Consider the following 18,054-nt stretch of genomic DNA (forward strand, 5'->3'; position numbering starts at 1 on the left):
GATGTTAAAGGCCCGCTGGCCGAAAGGCAGCGGGCCGTTGTGAACTTGATGCAAGAACTTTCGGACGCGGCGTCAGCCGGCCGTCGTCCACCACACCGTGGTGTCGCCGGGCACCTTGGTCTCGCCGTCCGCCTCGGTCACCTCGCCGCTGGTCAGCAGGACGCGGCCGTAGGCCGGGGTCGTCACGGACTCGCCGGTCGTGTTCGCCACGCACGTGAACTCGCCCCGCCGGAAGGCCAGGACGCCCTCCGGAGCCCGCAGCCACTCCACCGCGTCGCCGGCGCCCAGATCGCGCTGGGCACGGCGCACGCGCAGCGCGCTCCGGTACAGCTCCAGCGTCGAGCCGGGCACCGCGGTCTGCGCCTCCACGCTCAGCTCGCCCCAGACCGGCGGCTGGGGCAGCCAGCTGCCCCCGCTGCCGAAGCCGTACGAGGAGCCCTCCCGGGTCCACGGGATCGGCACCCGGCACCCGTCCCGGAAGCCGTCCTGGCCCGCGCCCCGGAAGTACGCCGGGTCCTGGCGCACCTCGTCGGGCAGGTCCACGACGTCGGGCAGGCCCAGTTCCTCGCCCTGGTAGATGTAGGCCGAGCCGGGCAGGGCCAGCATGAGGAGGGTGGCGGCGCGCGCCCGGCGCAGGCCCAGTGCCCGGTCGCCCGCCGTGCGGATCTGGGTGCCGAGGCCCGGCGGGTTGGCGAAGCGGGTGGCGTGCCGGGTGACGTCGTGGTTGGACAGCACCCAGGTGGCGGGGGCGCCGACCGGGCGCATGGCCTCCAGGGTGCGGTCGATGACCGTACGGAGGTCCCTCGCGTCCCACTCCGTGCCCAGGTACTGGAAGTTGAAGGCCTGGTGGAGCTCGTCGGGCCGGACGTAGTTCGCGGTGCGCTCGACCGTCGGGGTCCAGGCCTCGGCGACGAAGATGCGCTCCCCCGCGTATTCGTCGAGGATGGTCCGCCACTGACGGTAGATCGCGTGCACGCCGTCCTGGTCGAAGAACGGCATGACATCGTTGCCCAGCAGCTTGAGCTGGTCGTGGGAGCCGAGGTCCGGCAGGCCCTCCGCCTTGACCAGGCCGTGGGCGACGTCGATGCGGAAGCCGTCCACGCCCATGTCCAGCCAGAAGCGCAGGATGGAGCGGAACTCGTCGCCGACGGCCGGGTGCTCCCAGTTGAAGTCGGGCTGCTCGGGGGCGAAGAGGTGCAGGTACCACTCCCCGTCCGCGACGCGCGTCCAGGCCGGGCCGCCGAAGATGGACTCCCAGTCGTTGGGCGGCAGTTCGCCGTTCTCTCCCTTGCCGGGGCGGAAGTGGTAGCGCTCGCGCAGCGGGGAGCCGGGGCCCTCGGCGAGGGCGCGCTTGAACCACTCGTGCTGGTCGGAGGAGTGGTTGGGGACGAGGTCCACGATGATGCGCAGGCCGTGCGCGTGGGCGTCGCGGATCAGCGCGTCGGCGTCCAGCAGGGAGCCGAACATCGGGTCGACGGCACGGTAGTCGGCGACGTCGTAGCCGGCGTCGGCCTGCGGGGAGGCGTAGAAGGGGCTCAGCCACACGGCGTCGACGCCGAGGTCACGCAAGTAGGGCAGACGGGAGCGTACGCCCTCCAGGTCACCCATGCCGTCGCCGTTGCTGTCGGCGAAGCTGCGCGGGTAGACCTGGTAGATGACCGCGTCCCGCCACCAGTCGCGGCGGTCGGCGACGGTGACGGCGGCGGAGTGGCGGGCCGGTGCGGCGGAGTGCTGCTGGCTCATGGCGTCCTTGATACGTAACTGGGGCATGGTGGGCGGTCGGGTGGATGCGGCGGGCGAGGCGGGCCGCGGTGACAGCGGGGTCGGATGGGCACCGCGGCCCGCCTGGACGGTGGCGGGCGTCAGCCCTTGGTGCCGCCGGCGGTGAGGCCGGTGACGAGGTTCTTCTGCACGAGGTAGAAGAACACGGTCACGGGTATCGCGATCAGCACCGCGGTGGCGGCCATGTAGTTCCACTGGGCGTCGTGCTCGCTGACGAAGGTCTGCAGGCCGACGGCGAAGGTGTACTTGGAGTCGTCCAGCAGGAAGGTGGTCGCGAAGGCGACCTCGCCCACGGCGGTGATGAAGTTGTAGAACGCGGCCACGGCCAGGCCCGGGCGGGCCAGCGGCAGGATCAGCCGGAAGAAGGTGCCGAAGGGGCTGAGCCCGTCCACGCGTCCGGCCTCGTCGATCTCGAAGGGGATGGTGTCGAAGTACCCCTTGAGCAGCCACGCGCTGTACGGCACGGCGGTGGTGCAGTTGACGAGGATCAGCGCCCAGTAGGTGTCGATGAGGCCGAGTTCGCTGAAGATCTCGTACATCGGCACGATCAGGATGGCGATCGGGAAGGCCTGGGTGAGCAGCAGGACCCACATCAGCTGCTTGTAGCCGGGGAAGCGCATCCGGGAGACCGCGTAGCCGGTGGTGGCGGCGACCAGGACACCGATCAGCGTGGTGCCGAGGGCCACGATCATGGTCGACTTGAACCAGTCGAGGAACCCGGTGTGCTCCAGCACGAAGCCGTAGTTGGAGAGGGTGGCCTTGCCCGCGATCCCGCGCGGGTGGAGGTAGTCCTCCTTGTCCGGGCCGAGCGACAGGTAGCACAGCCAGGCCACCGGGGCCAGGGCGATCAGGCTCGCCACGACGAGGCCGCCGTGCAGCAGGGCGGCGCCGAGCGGGCCGCGTTCGCCGCGCCGGCGGGCGGGGCGCCGGGGCGCGGGTGCGGGAGCCGGGGCGGTCTCGGTCGTGTCCAGGGTGGTGGTGCTCATGGCGGCGGCTCCTGCGGCGTCAGACGGCGAGCTGGTCATTGCGCTTCAGCCAGCGGAAGTAGAAGGAGGTGAAGACGGTGAGGATCGACAGCAGCAGCACGCCGTACGCGGCGGACTGGGCGAAGTCGCGCGGCTGCTGGCCGAAGCCCAGCGCGTAGGCCCAGGTGACGAGGATCTGGGCGTCCGGGGCGGAGTTCTTGCCGAACAGCAGGAAGATGATGACGAACTGGTTGAAGGTCCAGATGACGCCGAGCAGGACGACGGTGGAGCTGACCGAGCGCAGTCCGGGCAGGGTGACGTGCCGGAAGCGCTGCCAGGCGCTCGCGCCGTCCATCTCCGCGGCCTCGTAGAGCGTGGAGTCGATCGACTGCAGGCCGCCGAGCAGGGACAGCATCATGAACGGCACACCGCACCAGGTGTTGACCATGATCGCGGCGAAGCGCTGCCAGAAGGTGTCCTCCAGCCACTCCGGCCGGGGCAGGTGCAGGGCGCCGAGGATCTGGTTGAGCACGCCGGAGTCGGCGAGCATGATCCGCCAGGAGAAGACGGTGACGAAGGTCGGCACGGCCCAGGGCAGGACGAGCAGCAGCCGGTAGGCGGTACGGCCGCGCAGCTTCTGGTTGAGCATGAGCGCGAGGCCGAGGCCGATGCTGTAGTGCAGGGCCACGCAGGCGACCGTCCAGAAGACGGTCCACAGGAAGTGCGACCAGAAGCGGTCGTAGGCCGTCGGGCCGAACAGGATGTCCTGGTAGTTGTCGAGGCCGATGAACTTGTAGGTGGCGTCGATGCGGTTGACGCCGATCGTGCGCGCGGAGTTGAGGCTGTTGGCGTCGGTGAGGGTGAGGTAGATGCCCCGCGCCAGCGGGTAGCCCACGAGGACGCCGAGCACGACGACCACCGGGGCGATCATCGCGTAGGCGTACCAGTACTTCTGCAAGCCGTTCCGCACGCGCTGCCCCAGCCCGGGACGAGGCGCGCGGTCACCGCGGCGCTTGCCGGTCGCGCGGTCGATGGCGACTGTCATGGTTCGACACCTTCAAACGTTCAAGGGGTTGGGCCGGGCACAGGGCGGTGGCCGCCGGATCCCCCGCCCGCCGTGCGGCGGGAGGATCCGACGGCCACGCGGACTCACTTGCTGAAGCCGTCCACCAGCTTGGAGATGGCCAGCTCGGCGTTGCCCAGACCCTTGTCCAGCGACTCCTTGCCGCTGGCGACCTTGGGCAGCTCGGTGTCGAGCGGACCCCACAGGGAGCTGTACTCGGGCAGCGCCGGGCGGGGCTGCGCGGCGGCCAGGACGCCCTGGTAGCCGGCGATGCCCGGGTCGGCCTTGACCTTGGCGGTGTAGGCGTCGGAGCGCGTGGGCAGCGTGGAGTTCTTCAGCGCGATGGTCTCCTGGGCCTGCGCCGAGGTCATGAACTTCACGAACTTCAGGGCCGCCTGCTGGTGGGCCTTGTCGGAGCCGGCGTAGACCGAGAGGTTGTGGCCGCCGGTCGGGGCGCCCGCCTTGCCGGCGGAGCCGGCCGGCACGGTGGCGATGCCGAGGTTCGACTTGTCCTTGAAGGCGCTGCCCTTGTAGAAGTTCGTGATCTCCCAGGGGCCCTGGATGATCGCGGCGACCTTGCCGTTGACGAACGCGTCCTGGATGTGGGCGTAGGCGTCGGCGGTGGCGTCGGCCTTGTGCAGGCCCTTGCCGTCGAACAGGCTCAGCCAGGTGCCGTAGGCCTTCTTCGCGGCGGGCGAGTCCACCGTGATCTTCTTGGCGGCGACGTCGACGGTGTCGGTGCCCTCGCCGTAGAGGAAGGTCTGGGCGTAGTAGGCCTGGGTGGAGCCCCAGTAGCCGTCGATCCCGGCCTTGTCCTTGATCTTGGCGGCGTCGGCCTTCAGCTCGTCCCAGGTCTTGGGGGCCTCGGTGATGCCGGCCTTCTTGAACAGGGCCTTGTTGTAGACCAGCGCGAGGGTGTCGGTGACGAACGGCACGCCGTAGGTCTTGCCCTCGTACTGGGCCTGCTTGATCAGGTTCGGCTCGAACTTGCCCTGGTCGGCGAGGGCCTCCGTGCCGTCCAGCGGCAGGAAGTAGCTCTTCTTGGCGAAGGCGGGGGTCCAGCCGACCTCGGAGCGCAGGATGTCCGGGGCGCCCGTGGCACCGGCCGCGGTGTCGAACTTGTTCTGCGCCTGGTCGAAGGGCACGTTGACGTACTTGACCTTGATGTCCTTGTTCGCGGCCTCGAACTGCTGGACCAGGGCCTTGTACGTCGGCGCCTCGTTCGTGGCGTTGGAGGTGTCCCACCAGGTGATGGTGACCGGGCCGTCCGACTTCCCGCTGTCGCTGTCGCTCCCGCCGCACGCCGTCGCCGTCAGGGCGAGGGACGCCACCAGCGCGGAGGCCGCTATGCCACGCCGCATGAGTTCTCCTTGAGGGTTAAGCCCGAGTGGTACAGAGGGCGGTCCCGTCCGCCTCTGCGACTTGCCGACTGCGCCGTTGCCGCGGCCGGGCGACTGGGAACGTAACAGCGTTGTAAGCGTCGCGAAAGACCTTGCAGAAAAAAAATGCAAGAGGACACGATGGTTACCGGCCCGTGACCGGGCGTCGACCGTGCCGCAACCGGGTAGTAGCGGTGCTGAGCGGCGATGACGACACTTGTGCAAGACTTGCAAGCTCTTGCCACGATGATTCCCGAGGGAGCGCGATGACGCAGCAACCCACGGCAGGCCGCACACCCGCCCGCGCCCGGCGTCCGGCCGGTGTGCAAGGGCAGACACGACCGGTACAGTCCAGTCCCGTGACCACACGGCTTGCCGACATCGCTGCGCAGGCGGGGGTGAGCGAAGCGACCGTCAGCCGGGTCCTCAACGGGAAGCCGGGCGTCGCCGCCACCACCCGCCAGTCCGTGCTCGCCGCGCTGGACGTGCTGGGCTACGAACGCCCGGTACGGCTGCGGCAGCGCAGCGAGGGCCTGGTGGGCCTGATCACGCCGGAGCTGGAGAACCCGATATTCCCGGCCCTGGCCCAGGTCATCGGACAGGCGCTGACCCGCCAGGGCTACACGCCGGTGCTCGCCACCCAGACCCCGGGCGGGTCGACCGAGGACGAGCTGACCGAGATGCTGGTGGACCGCGGGGTCGCCGGGATCATCTACGTCTCCGGGCTGCACGCGGACACCACCGCCGACATGCAGCGCTACGAGCGGCTGCGCGCACAGGGCGTGCCGTTCGTGCTGGTGGACGGGTTCTCGCCGAAGGTGCAGGCGCCGTTCATCTCCCCCGACGACCGGGCGGCCATGGCGCTCGCGGTGACGCACCTGGTGTCGCTGGGGCACACCCGGGTCGGGCTCGCGCTCGGGCCGAAGCGGTTCGTGCCGGTGCAGCGCAAGATCGAGGGTTTTGTCCGGGCGATGCAGGACCAGCTCGGGCTCGGCGCGGAGACCGTCGAGGCGGAGCTCGTGCAGCACTCGCTGTACACGCTGGAGGGCGGCCAGGCGGCCGCGACGGCGCTGATCGAGCGGAACTGCACGGCGGTGGTCTGCGCCAGCGACATGATGGCGCTCGGCGCGATACGGGCGGCCCGGCAGCGCGGCCTGGAGGTCCCCCGGGACGTGTCCGTGGTCGGCTTCGACGACTCCCCGCTGATCGCCTTCACCGACCCGCCGCTGACCACGGTCCGCAAGCCGGTCCCGGCGATGGGGCAGGCGGCGGTGCGCACCCTGCTGGAGGAGATAGGCGGGACGCCGGCGCCGCACAGCGAGTTCGTGTTCATGCCGGAGCTGGTGGTGCGCGGTTCGACCGCCTCCGCCCCGCATGTCCTCCGTTCGTCGTAGAAGGTGCGCCGCGGACCCTTCCAAGGGATGATCGGCCGAGGAGGCCTCGTCTGGCAGACTCTGTGGCTATGACTGACTCGACCGTGACACAGCCGGAGGGGCGCCGGGAGGTGGCCGTTCCGCGAGCCGTCACGGGTGAGGACCGACGGGGTCCGCTGGGCCGGCTGCGCCGGCCCCGACGGCCCCGCCTGTGGTTCGAGATCCTTCTGATCGCGGTGAGTTACTGGACGTACTCACTGATCCGCAACGCCGTGCCCGAGCAGCGGCACGAGGCGCTGCGCAACGCGGACTGGATCTGGCGTGCGGAGGACCGGCTCGGCATCGCCGTCGAGCAGTCGGTCAACCACGCCGTCAACTCGGTGTCTTGGCTCATCGTCGGGATGAACTACTACTACGCCACCTTGCACTTCGTGGTCACGCTCGGGGTGCTGGTGTGGCTGTACCGGTGGCATCCCGGTCGGTACGCGGCGACCCGTCTGGTGCTGTTCGCGACGACGGGCGTGGCCCTCGTCGGCTACTACCTGTTCCCGCTCGCGCCGCCCCGGCTGATGCGCGGCGGGCACTTCGTGGACACCGTGATGGTGCACCACACCTGGGGGTCGATGGCCTCCGGCGACCTCAAGCACATGTCCAACCAGTACGCGGCGATGCCGTCGATGCACATCGGCTGGTCGCTGTGGTGCGGGCTGACGGTCTTCGCGCTGGCGTCGGTGCCGTGGGTGCGGGTGCTGGGGCTGCTGTACCCGGCGGCCACCCTGCTGGTGATCGTCGCCACCGCCAACCACTTCTGGCTGGACGCGGCCGGCGGACTGCTCTGCCTGGCCTTCGGGTTCCTGGTGGCCCGGGCGTGGTACGGCAGCCTGCCGTACGCCCTGCCACGGCCGGCGCCGGGACCCCGGCGGGAGCCGGCCGGGGCCGTCGGATCGGCGTAGCGCGTTCAGTCCGCGTAGAACAGTTCGTCGACCACCGTGCGCGCCCGGCGGGTGGTACGGCGGTACGCGTCCAGCATGTCCCCGGCGTGTCCGGCGCCGTAGCCCAGGTAGCGGCCCACGGCGGCCAGTTCGCGCGGCTCGGTGGGGAAGGTGTCCCCGGCCCGGCCGCGGACCAGCATGACCGCGTTGCGCACCCGGGTGGCCAGCACCCACGCCTCGTCCAGGATCTCCGCGTCCTCGGCACCCAGCAGCCCGGCCGCGCAGGCCGCGGACAGGGCCTCGCGGGTACGGGTGGTGCGCAGGGCGGGGACCTGGTGGCCGTGGCGGAGCTGGAGCAGCTGGACCGTCCACTCGACGTCGGACAGGCCGCCGGGGCCCAGCTTGGTGTGCAGCCGGGGGTCGGCGCCGCGCGGCAGCCGCTCGGACTCCATCCGGGCCTTCAGCCGGCGGATCTCGCGGACGGCGTCCTCCGGCAGGCCCTGCCGGGGGTAGCGCAGCGGGTCGACCAGTTCGATGAAGCGCCGGCCCAGGTCCTCGTCGCCGGCGACCGGCTCGGCCCGCAGCAGCGCCTGTGACTCCCAGACCAGCGACCAGCGGCGGTAGTACGCCTCGTACGACTTCAGGGTGCGCACCAGCGGGCCGGACTTGCCCTCCGGGCGCAGGTCGGCGTCGATCAGCAGGGGCGGGTCGGAGCTGGGCAGCTGGAGCAGGCGGCGCATCTCGGCGACGACCTTGTTGGCGGCGGCGGACGCCTCGTGCTCGTCCACGCCGTCCTGCGGCTCGTGCACGAACAGCACGTCGGCGTCGGAGCCGTAGCCCAGCTCGTGCCCGCCGAAGCGGCCCATCCCGATGATCGCGAACCGGGTGGGCAGGGTGTCGCCCCAGCCGTCGCGGACCACCGCGCGCAGGGTGCCGGCGAGGGTGACCGCGGTCAGGTCGGAGACGGCCGCGCCGACCCGGTCCACCAGGGCGCCCTGGTCGGCCTCGGCGGCACTGGCCTCGGTGCCGTAGGAGGCGACGATGTCGGCGGCGGCGGTGCGGAACAGCTCGCGGCGGCGGACGCCGCGGGCCGCGGTGACGCCCTGCGCGGCGTCCTGAGCGCGGCCCACGGCCGCCATGATCTCCTGGGCCAGGGCGGCGTGCCGCCGGGGTTCCAGGCCGCCGCCGTCGCCGTCGCCGAGCAGCGCGACCGCCTCGGGGGCGCGCATCAGCAGGTCGGGGGCGAGGCGGCCCGCCGACAGGACGCGGGCCAGGTTCTCCGCCGCCGCGCCCTCGTCGCGCAGCAGGCGCAGGTACCAGGGGGTCTTGCCGAGCGCGTCGGAGACCTTGCGGAAGTTCAGCAGGCCGGCGTCGGGGTCGGCGGAGTCGGCGAACCAGCCGAGCATGACCGGGAGCAGGGTGCGCTGGATCGCGGCCTTGCGGGTCACGCCGGAGGCGAGGGCCTCCAGGTGGCGCAGGGCGGCGGCCGGGTCGGCGTAGCCGAGGGCGATGAGGCGTTCCCGGGCGGCCACGGGGCTCAGCCGGGCCTCGCCGGGGGCGAGCTGGGCGACCGCGTCGAGCAGCGGGCGGTAGAAGAGCTTCTCGTGCAGGCGGCGTACGACCGTGGTGTGCCGCTTCCACTCGCGGTTCAGCGTGGCCACCGGGTCGGTGCGCAGGCCCAGGGAGCGGCCGAGGCGGCGCTGGTCCGGCTCGGCCTCCGGGACGAGGTGGGTGCGGCGCAGCCGGTACAGCTGGATGCGGTGCTCCATGGAGCGCAGGAAGCGGTACGCCTCGTCCAGGCGGGCGGCGTCCTCGCGGCCGACGTAGCCGCCGGCGGCGAGGGCCTGGAGGGCGTCCAGGGTGGTGCCGCTGCGCAGGGCGGGGTCGGTGCGGCCGTGCACCAGCTGCAGGAGCTGGACGGCGAACTCGACGTCGCGGAGGCCGCCGGGGCCGAGTTTCAGTTCCCTGTCGATCTCGGCGGCGGGGATGTTCTCGACGACGCGGCGGCGCATCTTCTGGACGTCGGGGACGAAGTTGTCGCGGTCGGCGGCCTTCCAGACGAGGGGTTCCAGGGCGTCGACGTACGCCTCGCCGAGCGCCGTGTCGCCGGCCACCGGGCGGGCCTTGAGGAGGGCCTGGAACTCCCAGGTCTTGGCCCAGCGCTGGTAGTAGGCGAGGTGGCTGCTGAGGGTGCGGACGAGAGGGCCGTTGCGGCCCTCGGGGCGGAGGTTGGCGTCCACCGGCCAGATGGAGCCCTCGACGGTCGTCTCGGAGCAGATCCGCATCAGGTGGGAGGCGAGTTTCGTGGCGGACCCGAGGGCGTTGTGCTCGGGGGTGCCCTCGGTGGGTTCCGCCACGAAGATCACGTCCACGTCGGAGACGTAGTTCAGCTCGTGGCCGCCGCACTTGCCCATCGCGATCACCGCGAGGCGGCAGGCGGCGGCGTCCTCGGGGGCCGCGCTCTCGGCGAGGGACAGGGCCGTGCGGAGGGTGGCGGTGGCCAGGTCGGCGAGTTCCGCGGCGGCCTCGGCGACGTCCGTGGTGCCGCAGACGTCGCGGGCGGCGATGGACAGCAGGCAGCGGCGGTAGGCCACGCGGAGGGAGACCGGGTCGGTGGCGGCGGCCAGGCCCTGTTCGAACTCCGCGACGCCGGGGTGGAGGTCGTGGGGTTCGTAGGTGACCAGGGCCTGCCAGTCGCCGGGGTGGCGGGCGAGGTGGTCGGCGAGGGCCGCGGAGGCGCCGAGGACGCCCAGCAGGCGGTCGCGCAGGGGCTTGGCCGCGATGAGGGTGTCCAGCAGTTCGCGGTGGGCGGTGGGGCCGGGCTGGGCCTCCAGCAGGCGGACCAGGCCGTGCAGGGCCAGGTCGGGATCGGCGGTGGCGCCCAGGGCTTCGAGGAGGACCGGGTCGTCGCGCACGGGCGCCAGCTCGGGGCCGTCCAGGAGGCGTTCGGCGGCGGAGGGATCGGTGAAGCCGTGTCGCAGCAGACGGGTGAAGGTGCTGCTCCTGCGGCCCGGCGTCATGTCCGTGGTCTCCCCTCGGATCTGCTTGGTACTGGCCAGAGCCTAACCGGAGGGGGGCCGGGGGGCTTCGTGCGCGGGTGGCTGGTGGGCGCTGGTGGTGGTGCGCTGGTGGGGGAGCCGCGTCCGCAGGAGGTCGTGGAGGGTCTGGGCCGCGGTGGGGGCGGCGTCCCCGCAGCAGTTGTTGAAGAGGATGTGCAGTTCGTCGGTGGCCTCCGCCTGGGCCTGGATGCGGGGCAGCCAGGCGAGCAGCTCCCGCTCGGTGTACGCGTGCCGGAAGCGGTCCTCCTTCGTTCCCGTGCCCCAGTGGGGGCTGCGCCCGTGGAAGCGGATCACGGAGAGGCGGGCGGTGGTGGGCGGGGTGTCCGCGGGCATGGAGGTCGGCAGGCCCTGGGCGGTGTCGACGGCCACGGCGGTGGCGTCCAGGTCGCTGAGGAAGGCGGTGGTGCGGGGGGTCTGGGCGGGGTGCCACCAGGCGGGGTCGCGGAACTCGACGGCGAACGGCCAGTCGCGGGCGCGTTCGCGGGCGGTGCGGACGAAGGCCTCGGCCTCCGGGCCGGGGGCGAGGGAGGGCGGGTACTGGAAGAGGAGGGTGCCCAGGCGGCCGGAGCGCAGGAGCGGCGTGAGCGCTTCGGCGTAGCGGGTCCAGACCTCCTCGCGCAGGGCCTCGTCACGGGGGTGGGCGCGGAGGTCGGCGGGGAGTGCGGCCGGGCGGGTGCGGTGGCCGGTGAGGAGGGAGAACGCCTTGACGTCGAAGCGGAAGCCGGGGGGTGTGCGGTCCGCCCAGAGGGTGGTGGTGCGGGGGGTGGGGAGGGCGTAGTAGGGGGAGTCGGCCTCGACCACGGGGAAGCGGGTCGCGTAGTGGCGCAGGCGTTTCTCGGCGTCGCGGTGGCCGGGCGGGTACCAGCCGCTCCGGAGCAGTTCGGGGTCGGTCCAGCCGCAGGTGCCGATGAGGATCTCCGCCATGCGGGCGCTAGTACCCGCCGTTCATCCGGTCTTCACCCGGGAGGTTGGCCGGTGTGGGCTGCGGGAATGTTGGCGTGTGCATGCTCTGTCCGCACCGCCAGCCGTCCATCCCTACCCGGAGGTTGATGTGTCCGGCAGTTCTGCCCGTTCGGCGTATCGCCGTGCCCGAGCCGTCGTGGCGTCCGCGGCCGCCCTCGCCGCAGCCGCGGTCGGGCTGTGGACCGGGCTCGGTCAGGAGTCCGCGCACGCCGCGGGCGCCGTGCCCCGCCCGGACCACGTGGTCGTCGTGGTCTTCGAGAACCATGCCTACGGCCAGGTCATCGGTTCCGCAAGCGCGCCGTACATCAACTCGTTGAAGACGGGGGGTGCGAATCTCACCCAGTCCTACGCCGAGACCCATCCGAGCCAGCCGAACTACTTCGCGATGTTCTCCGGGTCCACCCAGGGCATCACCGACGACAGCTGTTACACGCCCGGCTTCTCGTCCGCGCCCAACCTCGCCTCCGAGCTGATCGCCGCCGGCCGCAGCTGGGCCAGCTACAACGAGACGCTGCCGAGCCAGGGCTCCACGACGTGCAGCAGCGGCAGTTACGCGCGCAAGCACAACCCGTGGTTCGGGTTCGGCAACGTGCCGACGTCGACGGCGAAGACGTTCGCCCAGTTCCCGACCGACTACTCGACGCTGCCGCAGCTGTCGTTCGTGGTGCCGAACCTGTGCAGCGACATGCACGACTGCTCGGTGTCCACCGGTGACACCTGGCTGAAGAACAAGCTGGGTGCCTACGCCACCTGGGCCAAGACCCACAACAGCCTGCTGGTGGTGACGTTCGACGAGGACAACCGGCTGAGCGGCAACCGGATACCCACCGTGCTCTACGGGCAGCCCGTCACCGCCGGCTCCGGCTCCGCCACCACCTACAACCACTACGACCTGCTGCGGACCCTGGAGGACACCCAGGGGCTGAGCACGCACGCGGGCAACGCGGCCTCCGCCCGGGACATCACCGGCATCTGGGCGTCCTGACGTGTACGTAGCGGACAGCCGTGCCCGTACGTCCGCTCACGACGCCGTCCGGCCCTCCGCCGGGCGGCGCCGTGCCGCGGTCGCGCCGACCGTGCTCGCGCTGGGCACGGTCAGCCTGGTCACCGACGTCTCCTCGGAGATGGTGACGGCGGTGCTGCCCCTGTACCTGGTGACGGGGCTGGGTCTGTCGCCGCTGGGCTTCGGTCTGCTGGACGGCGTCTACAACGGGTTCTCGGCGCTCGTCCGGCTGGTGGGCGGGCACTTCGCCGACCGGGGCGGCGGACGGCACAAGTGGGTCGCCGGGCTCGGCTACGGCATCTCGGCCGCGTGCAAGCCGCTGCTGCTGGTGGCGCACACGCTGACGCCGATCGGGGTCGTCCTCGCCGCCGACCGGACCGGCAAGGGGCTGCGGACGGCCCCGCGGGACGCGCTCATCTCGATGGCCGGCACGCCCGAGACGCGCGGGCGGGCCTTCGGGGTGCACCGGGCGATGGACACGGCCGGGGCCCTGCTCGGGCCGCTGGTGGCGTTCCTGATCCTGCGGGCCACCGTGGACGGCTACGACGCGGTGTTCACCGTCAGCTTCTGCGTCGCCGTGCTGGGCGTCCTGGTGCTGGTCCTGTTCGTACCGGGCGGACGCGGGGAGACGGCCCCGGCCGAACGGCCGACCCTCGTTGCGGCCCTCGCCCTGCTGCGCCGCCGCGACCTGCGCCGGATCACCGTGTGCGCGCTGCTGCTGGGCCTCGCCACGGTCAGCGACTCCTTCGTCTACCTGCTGCTCCAGCGCCGTCTCGGGGTGCCCGACCGCTGGTTCGCGCTGCTGCCGCTGGGGACGGCCGCCGCGTTCCTGCTGCTGGCCGTGCCGCTCGGCCGGCTCGCGGACCGGGTGGGCCGCTGGGCGGTCTTCCTCGCCGGCCACGGCGCCCTGCTCGCCGCGTACGCGCTGCTGCTCGCCTCGTGGCACGGCACGGGTCTGCCGTACCTGGTGCTCGCCCTGCACGGCGGTTTCTACGCGGCCACCGACGGGGTGCTGATGGCCGCCGCCTCGGACGGCGTGCCCGAGGGTCTGCGTTCCTCCGGGCTCGCCGTCGTACAGACCGGGCAGGCGCTGACCCGGTTCGCCTGCTCGCTGCTGTTCGGCGCGGCCTGGACGGTGTGGGGCGACCGGGCGGCGCTGGCGGGCGCGGCGGTGGCCCTGGCCGCGTGCGCCGCCTTCTCCCTCACCCTGCGCCCGAAGAGGACCCCGACCGCATGATCACCTCACCCCCGCAGAGGACCGTGACCGCATGAACACCCCACCCCCGCAGAGGACCGTGACCGCATGACCGTACGCCGTCGAGTGCTGATCCTCGTCGCGGCCGTCGCCGTGCTGGCGGCGGTCGGGCTGGCCTCCGTGCTGCACGCCTCGGCGCGGGCGGACCGCCGTGACCACGTGCGGGCGGGCGGACCGCGCGTCACCCCGGGCACGGTGACGCTGCGGGATGCCGGGCGGCTGGTGTTCCGGAACATGGCGTGGGGGCCGCACCGGGACGAGCTGACCTCCGTACCGGCGGACGCCCCGGGCGGCCCGCGCACCGCCTCCGGCCTGAAGTGCCTGCGCTTCCACGCCGCGTCCGGCACCGGCGTGTGCCTCCAGGCGGTGCACGGTCCCGTCTCCGACACCTACCGCGCGCTGGTCCTGGACACCCGGCTGCGGACCGTGCACCGCTACGACGTGCCGGGCATCCCCTCACGGGCGCGGGTCTCCCCCACCGGGCACTTCGCCGCCTGGACGGCGTTCGTGGGCGGTGACTCGTACGCCGGGACGGACTTCTCCACGCGCACGGCGATCGTGGACACGCGCAGCGGGGAGCTGATCCCGTCCCTGGAGGCCTTCCGGATCGTCAGGGACGGGCGTCCCTACCGCGCGGCCGACGTCAACTTCTGGGGCGTGACCTTCGCGGACGACGACCGCACGTTCTACGCGACGCTCGCCACGCGGGGGCGGACCCACCTGGTCCGCGGTGACCTGCGCCGCCGTACCGTCACCACGCTGCACGCCGACGTCGAGTGCCCGTCCCTGTCGCCCGACGGCACCCGCGTCGCCTACAAGAAACGGGTCGCGGGCCTGCCGAAGGACGCGCCCTGGCGCCTGTACGTCCTGGACCTGCGCACGCTGCGGGAGACGCCGCTCGCCGAGACGCGGAGCGTGGACGACCAGGCGGTGTGGCGGGACGCCCGGACGGTCGTGTACGCGCTGCCCGGGGACTACGGCGCCGACCTGTACGAGGTCCCGGCGGACGGGTCGGGGCGGGCGCGCAGGATCGGCTCGGCCGCCGTGTCACCGGCCTATCTCGGCGAGCGACGTCAACACCGGGGCCCGGCTTTTCCGTCATCACGGTGACGTGCCGTGCGCCGCTCCCGTCGTCGTGCTCGGCCGCCCGGACACTTTCCGGGCGGTGGCCGGGCGGCCGTCGGGAAGGTGAGGGCACGGGATGGGCGAGAGCAGGATCCTGGTCGCGGTGCCGGAGCACCCGCGCGCCGAGGGCGCCGGGGCCGAGCAGCTGCGGAAGATCCGGGAGGCGGTGGAGGCGGACGGCTTCGGCGTGCGCTGGGCGGTCAGCGCGGAGGACGCGGACGCGGTGCTGCGGACCGAGGCGGGGCTGGCGGCGGCCCTGGTGGCCTGGGACCTGCCCGGGGGCGCGCGGGCGGCCGGGGACGGTCCCGGGGCCGCGCTCGCCAGGACGGACGAGACCCTCGACGGGGCTCCCGGCGGGGCGGCCGTGCTGCGGCGGATCGGGCGGCGGTACCGGGACCTGCCGGTGTTCCTGGTCATGGCCGAGGAGGGCGTGCGGGAGCTGCCGCTGTGGGTGTCGGAGACGGTCGTCGGCTACGTGTGGCCGCTGGAGGACACCCCGAACTTCATCGCGGGCCGGATCACCAGCGCCGCCCGCGCCTACCGGGAGGACGTGCTGCCGCCGTTCTTCCGGGCGCTGCGCCGCTTCCACGACGCCCACGAGTACTCCTGGCACACCCCGGCCCACTCCGGTGGCGTCGCCTTCCTCAAGTCGCCCGCCGGACGCGCCTTCCACGACTACTTCGGCGAGCGGCTGCTCCGCTCCGACCTGTCGATCTCGGTGGAGGAGCTGGGCTCGCTGTTCGAGCACACCGGCCCGATCGGGGAGGCGGAGCGCAACGCGGCCCGTGTCTTCGGCGCCGACCTCAGCTACTTCGTGCTGCACGGCGACTCCACCTGCAACCGGCTCGTCGGCCACTTCAGCGTCACCCGTGACGAGCTGGCCCTGGTCGACCGCAACTGCCACAAGTCGGTGCTGCACGGCCTGGTCGTCTCCGGCGCCCGGCCCGTCTACCTGGTGCCCACCCGCAACGGCTACGGACTCGCCGGCCCGCTGCCGCCGGCCGAGCTGGCGGCGGACTCGATCGCGGCCCGGATCGCCGCGCACCCGCTCGCCGAGGGCGCCGTCTCCCGGGACCCCCAGTACGCGGTGTTCACCAACTCGACCTACGACGGCCTGAGTTACGCCGCCGTACCGGCCGCGAAGGCCCTCGCGGCCAGCACGCCCCGGGTCCACTTCGACGAGGCGTGGTTCGCGTACGCCCGCTTCCACCCGCTGTACCGGGGCCGGTACGGCATGTCGGTGGACGCGGACGCCTTCCCCGGCCCGGAGCGGCCGACGGTCTTCGCGACCCAGTCCACGCACAAGCTGCTGGCCGCGCTGTCGCAGTCGGCGATGGTGCACGTGCGGCCCGCGCCCCGGGCGCCGGTGGAGCACGACCGGTTCAACGAGGCCCTGATGATGCACGGCACCACCTCGCCCCTGTACCCGATGATCGCCTCGCTGGACGTGGCGACGGCCATGATGGACGGGCCGCAGGGCGAGTGGCTGATCGACGAGGCGGTGACGGAGGCGATCCGCTTCCGGCAGGAGATGGTGCGGCTCGGACGGCGGGTGGCGAGCGCCGGTGACCGGCCGCCGTGGTTCTTCGGCGTCTGGCAGCCGGAGGAGGTCACCGACCCGGCGACGGGCGAACGGCTGCGCTTCGACGAGGCCCCGCCGGAGCTGCTGCGCACCGAGCAGTCCTGCTGGCTGCTGGAGCCGGGCGCCGCCTGGCACGGCTTCCCCGGGCTGACCGAGGGCCACTGCATGCTGGACCCGGTCAAGGTCACGCTGACCTGCCCCGGCATCACCGCCACCGGCGAGATGGCCGAGGAGGGCATCCCGGCGCGCGTCCTGACGGCGTACCTGGCCACCCGGAACATCGTGGTCGAGAAGACCGACAGCTACACCACGCTGATCCTCTTCTCGATGGGCATCACGAAGGGCAAGTGGGGCACGCTGCTGGACGCCCTGATGGACTTCAAGGCCCTGTACGACGCCGACGCCCCGCTCGACCGCGTCCTGCCGGAGGCCGTCGCCGCGCACCCCAGGCGCTACGCCGGGCTGACCCTGCGCGAGCTGTGCCGGCAGATGCACGAGCAGCTGCGCTCGGCCCGCCTGGTGGAGCTGCTGGACACGGCGTTCCAGCGGCTCCCGGAGCCGGTCCACCCGCCCCAGCACTGCTACCAGCGCCTGGTCCGGGGCGGCACGGAACGCGTCCGGATCGCCGACGCCGCGCACCGGGTGGCGGCGGCGATGGTCACGGTCACCCCGCCCGGCATCCCGGTCCTCATGCCGGGCGAGTCCACCGGCACCCCCGACGGTCCCCTGCTGCGCTACCTCACGGCCCTGGAGACCTTCGACCGCCACTTCCCGGGCTTCCGCAGCGAGACCCACGGCGTGACGATCGACGAGGACAGCGGGGACTACGAGATCGAGGTGCTGCGTCCGGAGTGACACCGGGGCGGCACCGGGGCGACCGGGCGGCCTCCGGCAGACGAGGTCCGCGCCGGACGTCAAGTCACGGATTGTCGGGGCGTGACCCCGGACCCCGCAGGCGGCTTACTCGATGCACGGGCTCTCGCCGAGCCACGTCCCCCGGGGAGAGGCCGGGGGCGCGGTCTCCGGGACGGGAGCCCTGCTGCCGAGGGCCCCCGACCGATGAGCCCCTCGGCAGTTCCCGTCTCTCACAGAAGGAGAACCGCCATGCCTCACACACCTCACATACGTCACCTCGTGACGCTCACCCTCACCACCGCCCTGGCCGCGGGAGCCGCCATGCTGCCGGTCAGCGCCTTCGCCGCCACGCCGCACACCGGCACGCTGACCGTGCAGCCCTCCAAGAGGGACAGCGGCGGGCACGAGACCCGGGGCCGCGGCCCGACGAGCGGCCGGCACCAGCCCGGCTCCGGCCCGGGCCGCGGCTCCGGAACCGACCAGCATCCAGCGGGACCCGGCGCGGGCCGCGGTGCCGGAGCCGACCAGCACCCAGCGGGACCCGGCGCCGGCTGCGGCTCCTGCGGCGGCCCTACCGGCGGCACACCGGGCGGCTTCGACGAAGGCGGCGGTGCACCCGCCGGCGGCTGGGCGAGCGGCATGGACGAGGCCGGCGCCCCCGCGGGCGGCCGCACCTGAGCCGGGGGCGGTACCCGCCCCCGGTCGCGCCCCTGCCGAG

The 18,054-nt window shown here is 72.6% G+C and carries 13 protein-coding genes; 7 read left to right on the forward strand and 6 right to left on the reverse strand.

The window, feature by feature from the left end:
- Positions 1-72: 72 nt before the first annotated feature.
- The 4 genes from ACZ7N4_RS01465 to ACZ7N4_RS01480 all read right to left on the reverse strand — a co-directional run bounded on the left by ACZ7N4_RS01465 (position 73) and on the right by ACZ7N4_RS01480 (position 5,171).
- Positions 73-1,743: a glycoside hydrolase family 13 protein gene (locus ACZ7N4_RS01465; protein ID WP_471352530.1), complete on the reverse strand. Its 1,671-nt coding sequence runs from the start codon at positions 1,741-1,743 to the stop codon at positions 73-75.
- A gap of 119 nt (positions 1,744-1,862) precedes the next feature.
- Positions 1,863-2,768: a sugar ABC transporter permease gene (locus ACZ7N4_RS01470; protein ID WP_471352532.1), complete on the reverse strand. Its 906-nt coding sequence runs from the start codon at positions 2,766-2,768 to the stop codon at positions 1,863-1,865.
- A 19-nt stretch (positions 2,769-2,787) separates the two neighbouring features.
- The gene (locus ACZ7N4_RS01475) at positions 2,788-3,792 is read right to left on the reverse strand and encodes a carbohydrate ABC transporter permease (RefSeq protein WP_471352534.1); all 1,005 of its coding nucleotides are present in this window, start codon (positions 3,790-3,792) and stop codon (positions 2,788-2,790) included.
- A 104-nt stretch (positions 3,793-3,896) separates the two neighbouring features.
- Positions 3,897-5,171, reverse strand: coding sequence for an extracellular solute-binding protein (locus tag ACZ7N4_RS01480; RefSeq protein WP_471352536.1), 1,275 nt, complete (start codon positions 5,169-5,171; stop codon positions 3,897-3,899).
- 377 nt (positions 5,172-5,548) lie between these two features.
- On the opposite strand from ACZ7N4_RS01480, the gene ACZ7N4_RS01485 reads away from it, so the two are divergent.
- Positions 5,549-6,583: a LacI family DNA-binding transcriptional regulator gene (locus ACZ7N4_RS01485; protein WP_471352538.1), complete on the forward strand. Its 1,035-nt coding sequence runs from the start codon at positions 5,549-5,551 to the stop codon at positions 6,581-6,583.
- A gap of 68 nt (positions 6,584-6,651) precedes the next feature.
- Positions 6,652-7,515: a phosphatase PAP2 family protein gene (locus ACZ7N4_RS01490; RefSeq protein ID WP_471352540.1), complete on the forward strand. Its 864-nt coding sequence runs from the start codon at positions 6,652-6,654 to the stop codon at positions 7,513-7,515.
- 5 nt (positions 7,516-7,520) lie between these two features.
- Here the strand turns inward: ACZ7N4_RS01490 and ACZ7N4_RS01495 are convergent, their stop codons facing one another.
- A complete protein-coding gene (locus tag ACZ7N4_RS01495) occupies positions 7,521-10,514 on the reverse strand; it encodes a bifunctional [glutamine synthetase] adenylyltransferase/[glutamine synthetase]-adenylyl-L-tyrosine phosphorylase (protein ID WP_471352541.1) in 2,994 nt (997 codons plus the stop codon).
- A 42-nt stretch (positions 10,515-10,556) separates the two neighbouring features.
- Positions 10,557-11,477 carry a DUF72 domain-containing protein gene (locus ACZ7N4_RS01500; protein ID WP_471352543.1) on the reverse strand — a complete coding sequence of 307 codons (921 nt, stop codon included), beginning with the start codon at positions 11,475-11,477 and terminating at the stop codon, positions 10,557-10,559.
- Between the two features lie 127 nt (positions 11,478-11,604).
- Between ACZ7N4_RS01500 and ACZ7N4_RS01505 the strand changes: the two genes are divergently transcribed.
- The 5 genes from ACZ7N4_RS01505 to ACZ7N4_RS01525 all read left to right on the forward strand — a co-directional run bounded on the left by ACZ7N4_RS01505 (position 11,605) and on the right by ACZ7N4_RS01525 (position 18,014).
- The gene (locus ACZ7N4_RS01505; protein ID WP_471352545.1) at positions 11,605-12,501 is read left to right on the forward strand and encodes an alkaline phosphatase family protein; all 897 of its coding nucleotides are present in this window, start codon (positions 11,605-11,607) and stop codon (positions 12,499-12,501) included.
- 1 nt (position 12,502) lies between these two features.
- Positions 12,503-13,756, forward strand: a complete 1,254-nt coding sequence (locus tag ACZ7N4_RS01510) for an MFS transporter (RefSeq protein WP_471352547.1) — start codon at positions 12,503-12,505, stop codon at positions 13,754-13,756.
- Between the two features lie 66 nt (positions 13,757-13,822).
- Positions 13,823-14,884: a TolB family protein gene (locus tag ACZ7N4_RS01515; protein WP_471352550.1), complete on the forward strand. Its 1,062-nt coding sequence runs from the start codon at positions 13,823-13,825 to the stop codon at positions 14,882-14,884.
- A 91-nt stretch (positions 14,885-14,975) separates the two neighbouring features.
- A complete protein-coding gene (locus tag ACZ7N4_RS01520) occupies positions 14,976-17,336 on the forward strand; it encodes an Orn/Lys/Arg family decarboxylase (RefSeq protein WP_471352552.1) in 2,361 nt (786 codons plus the stop codon).
- Positions 17,337-17,585: 249 nt separating this feature from the next.
- The gene (locus ACZ7N4_RS01525; protein WP_471352554.1) at positions 17,586-18,014 is read left to right on the forward strand and encodes a hypothetical protein; all 429 of its coding nucleotides are present in this window, start codon (positions 17,586-17,588) and stop codon (positions 18,012-18,014) included.
- Positions 18,015-18,054: the final 40 nt, after the last annotated feature.

It is taken from the genome of Streptomyces sp. NPDC107654 (assembly GCF_055639035.1).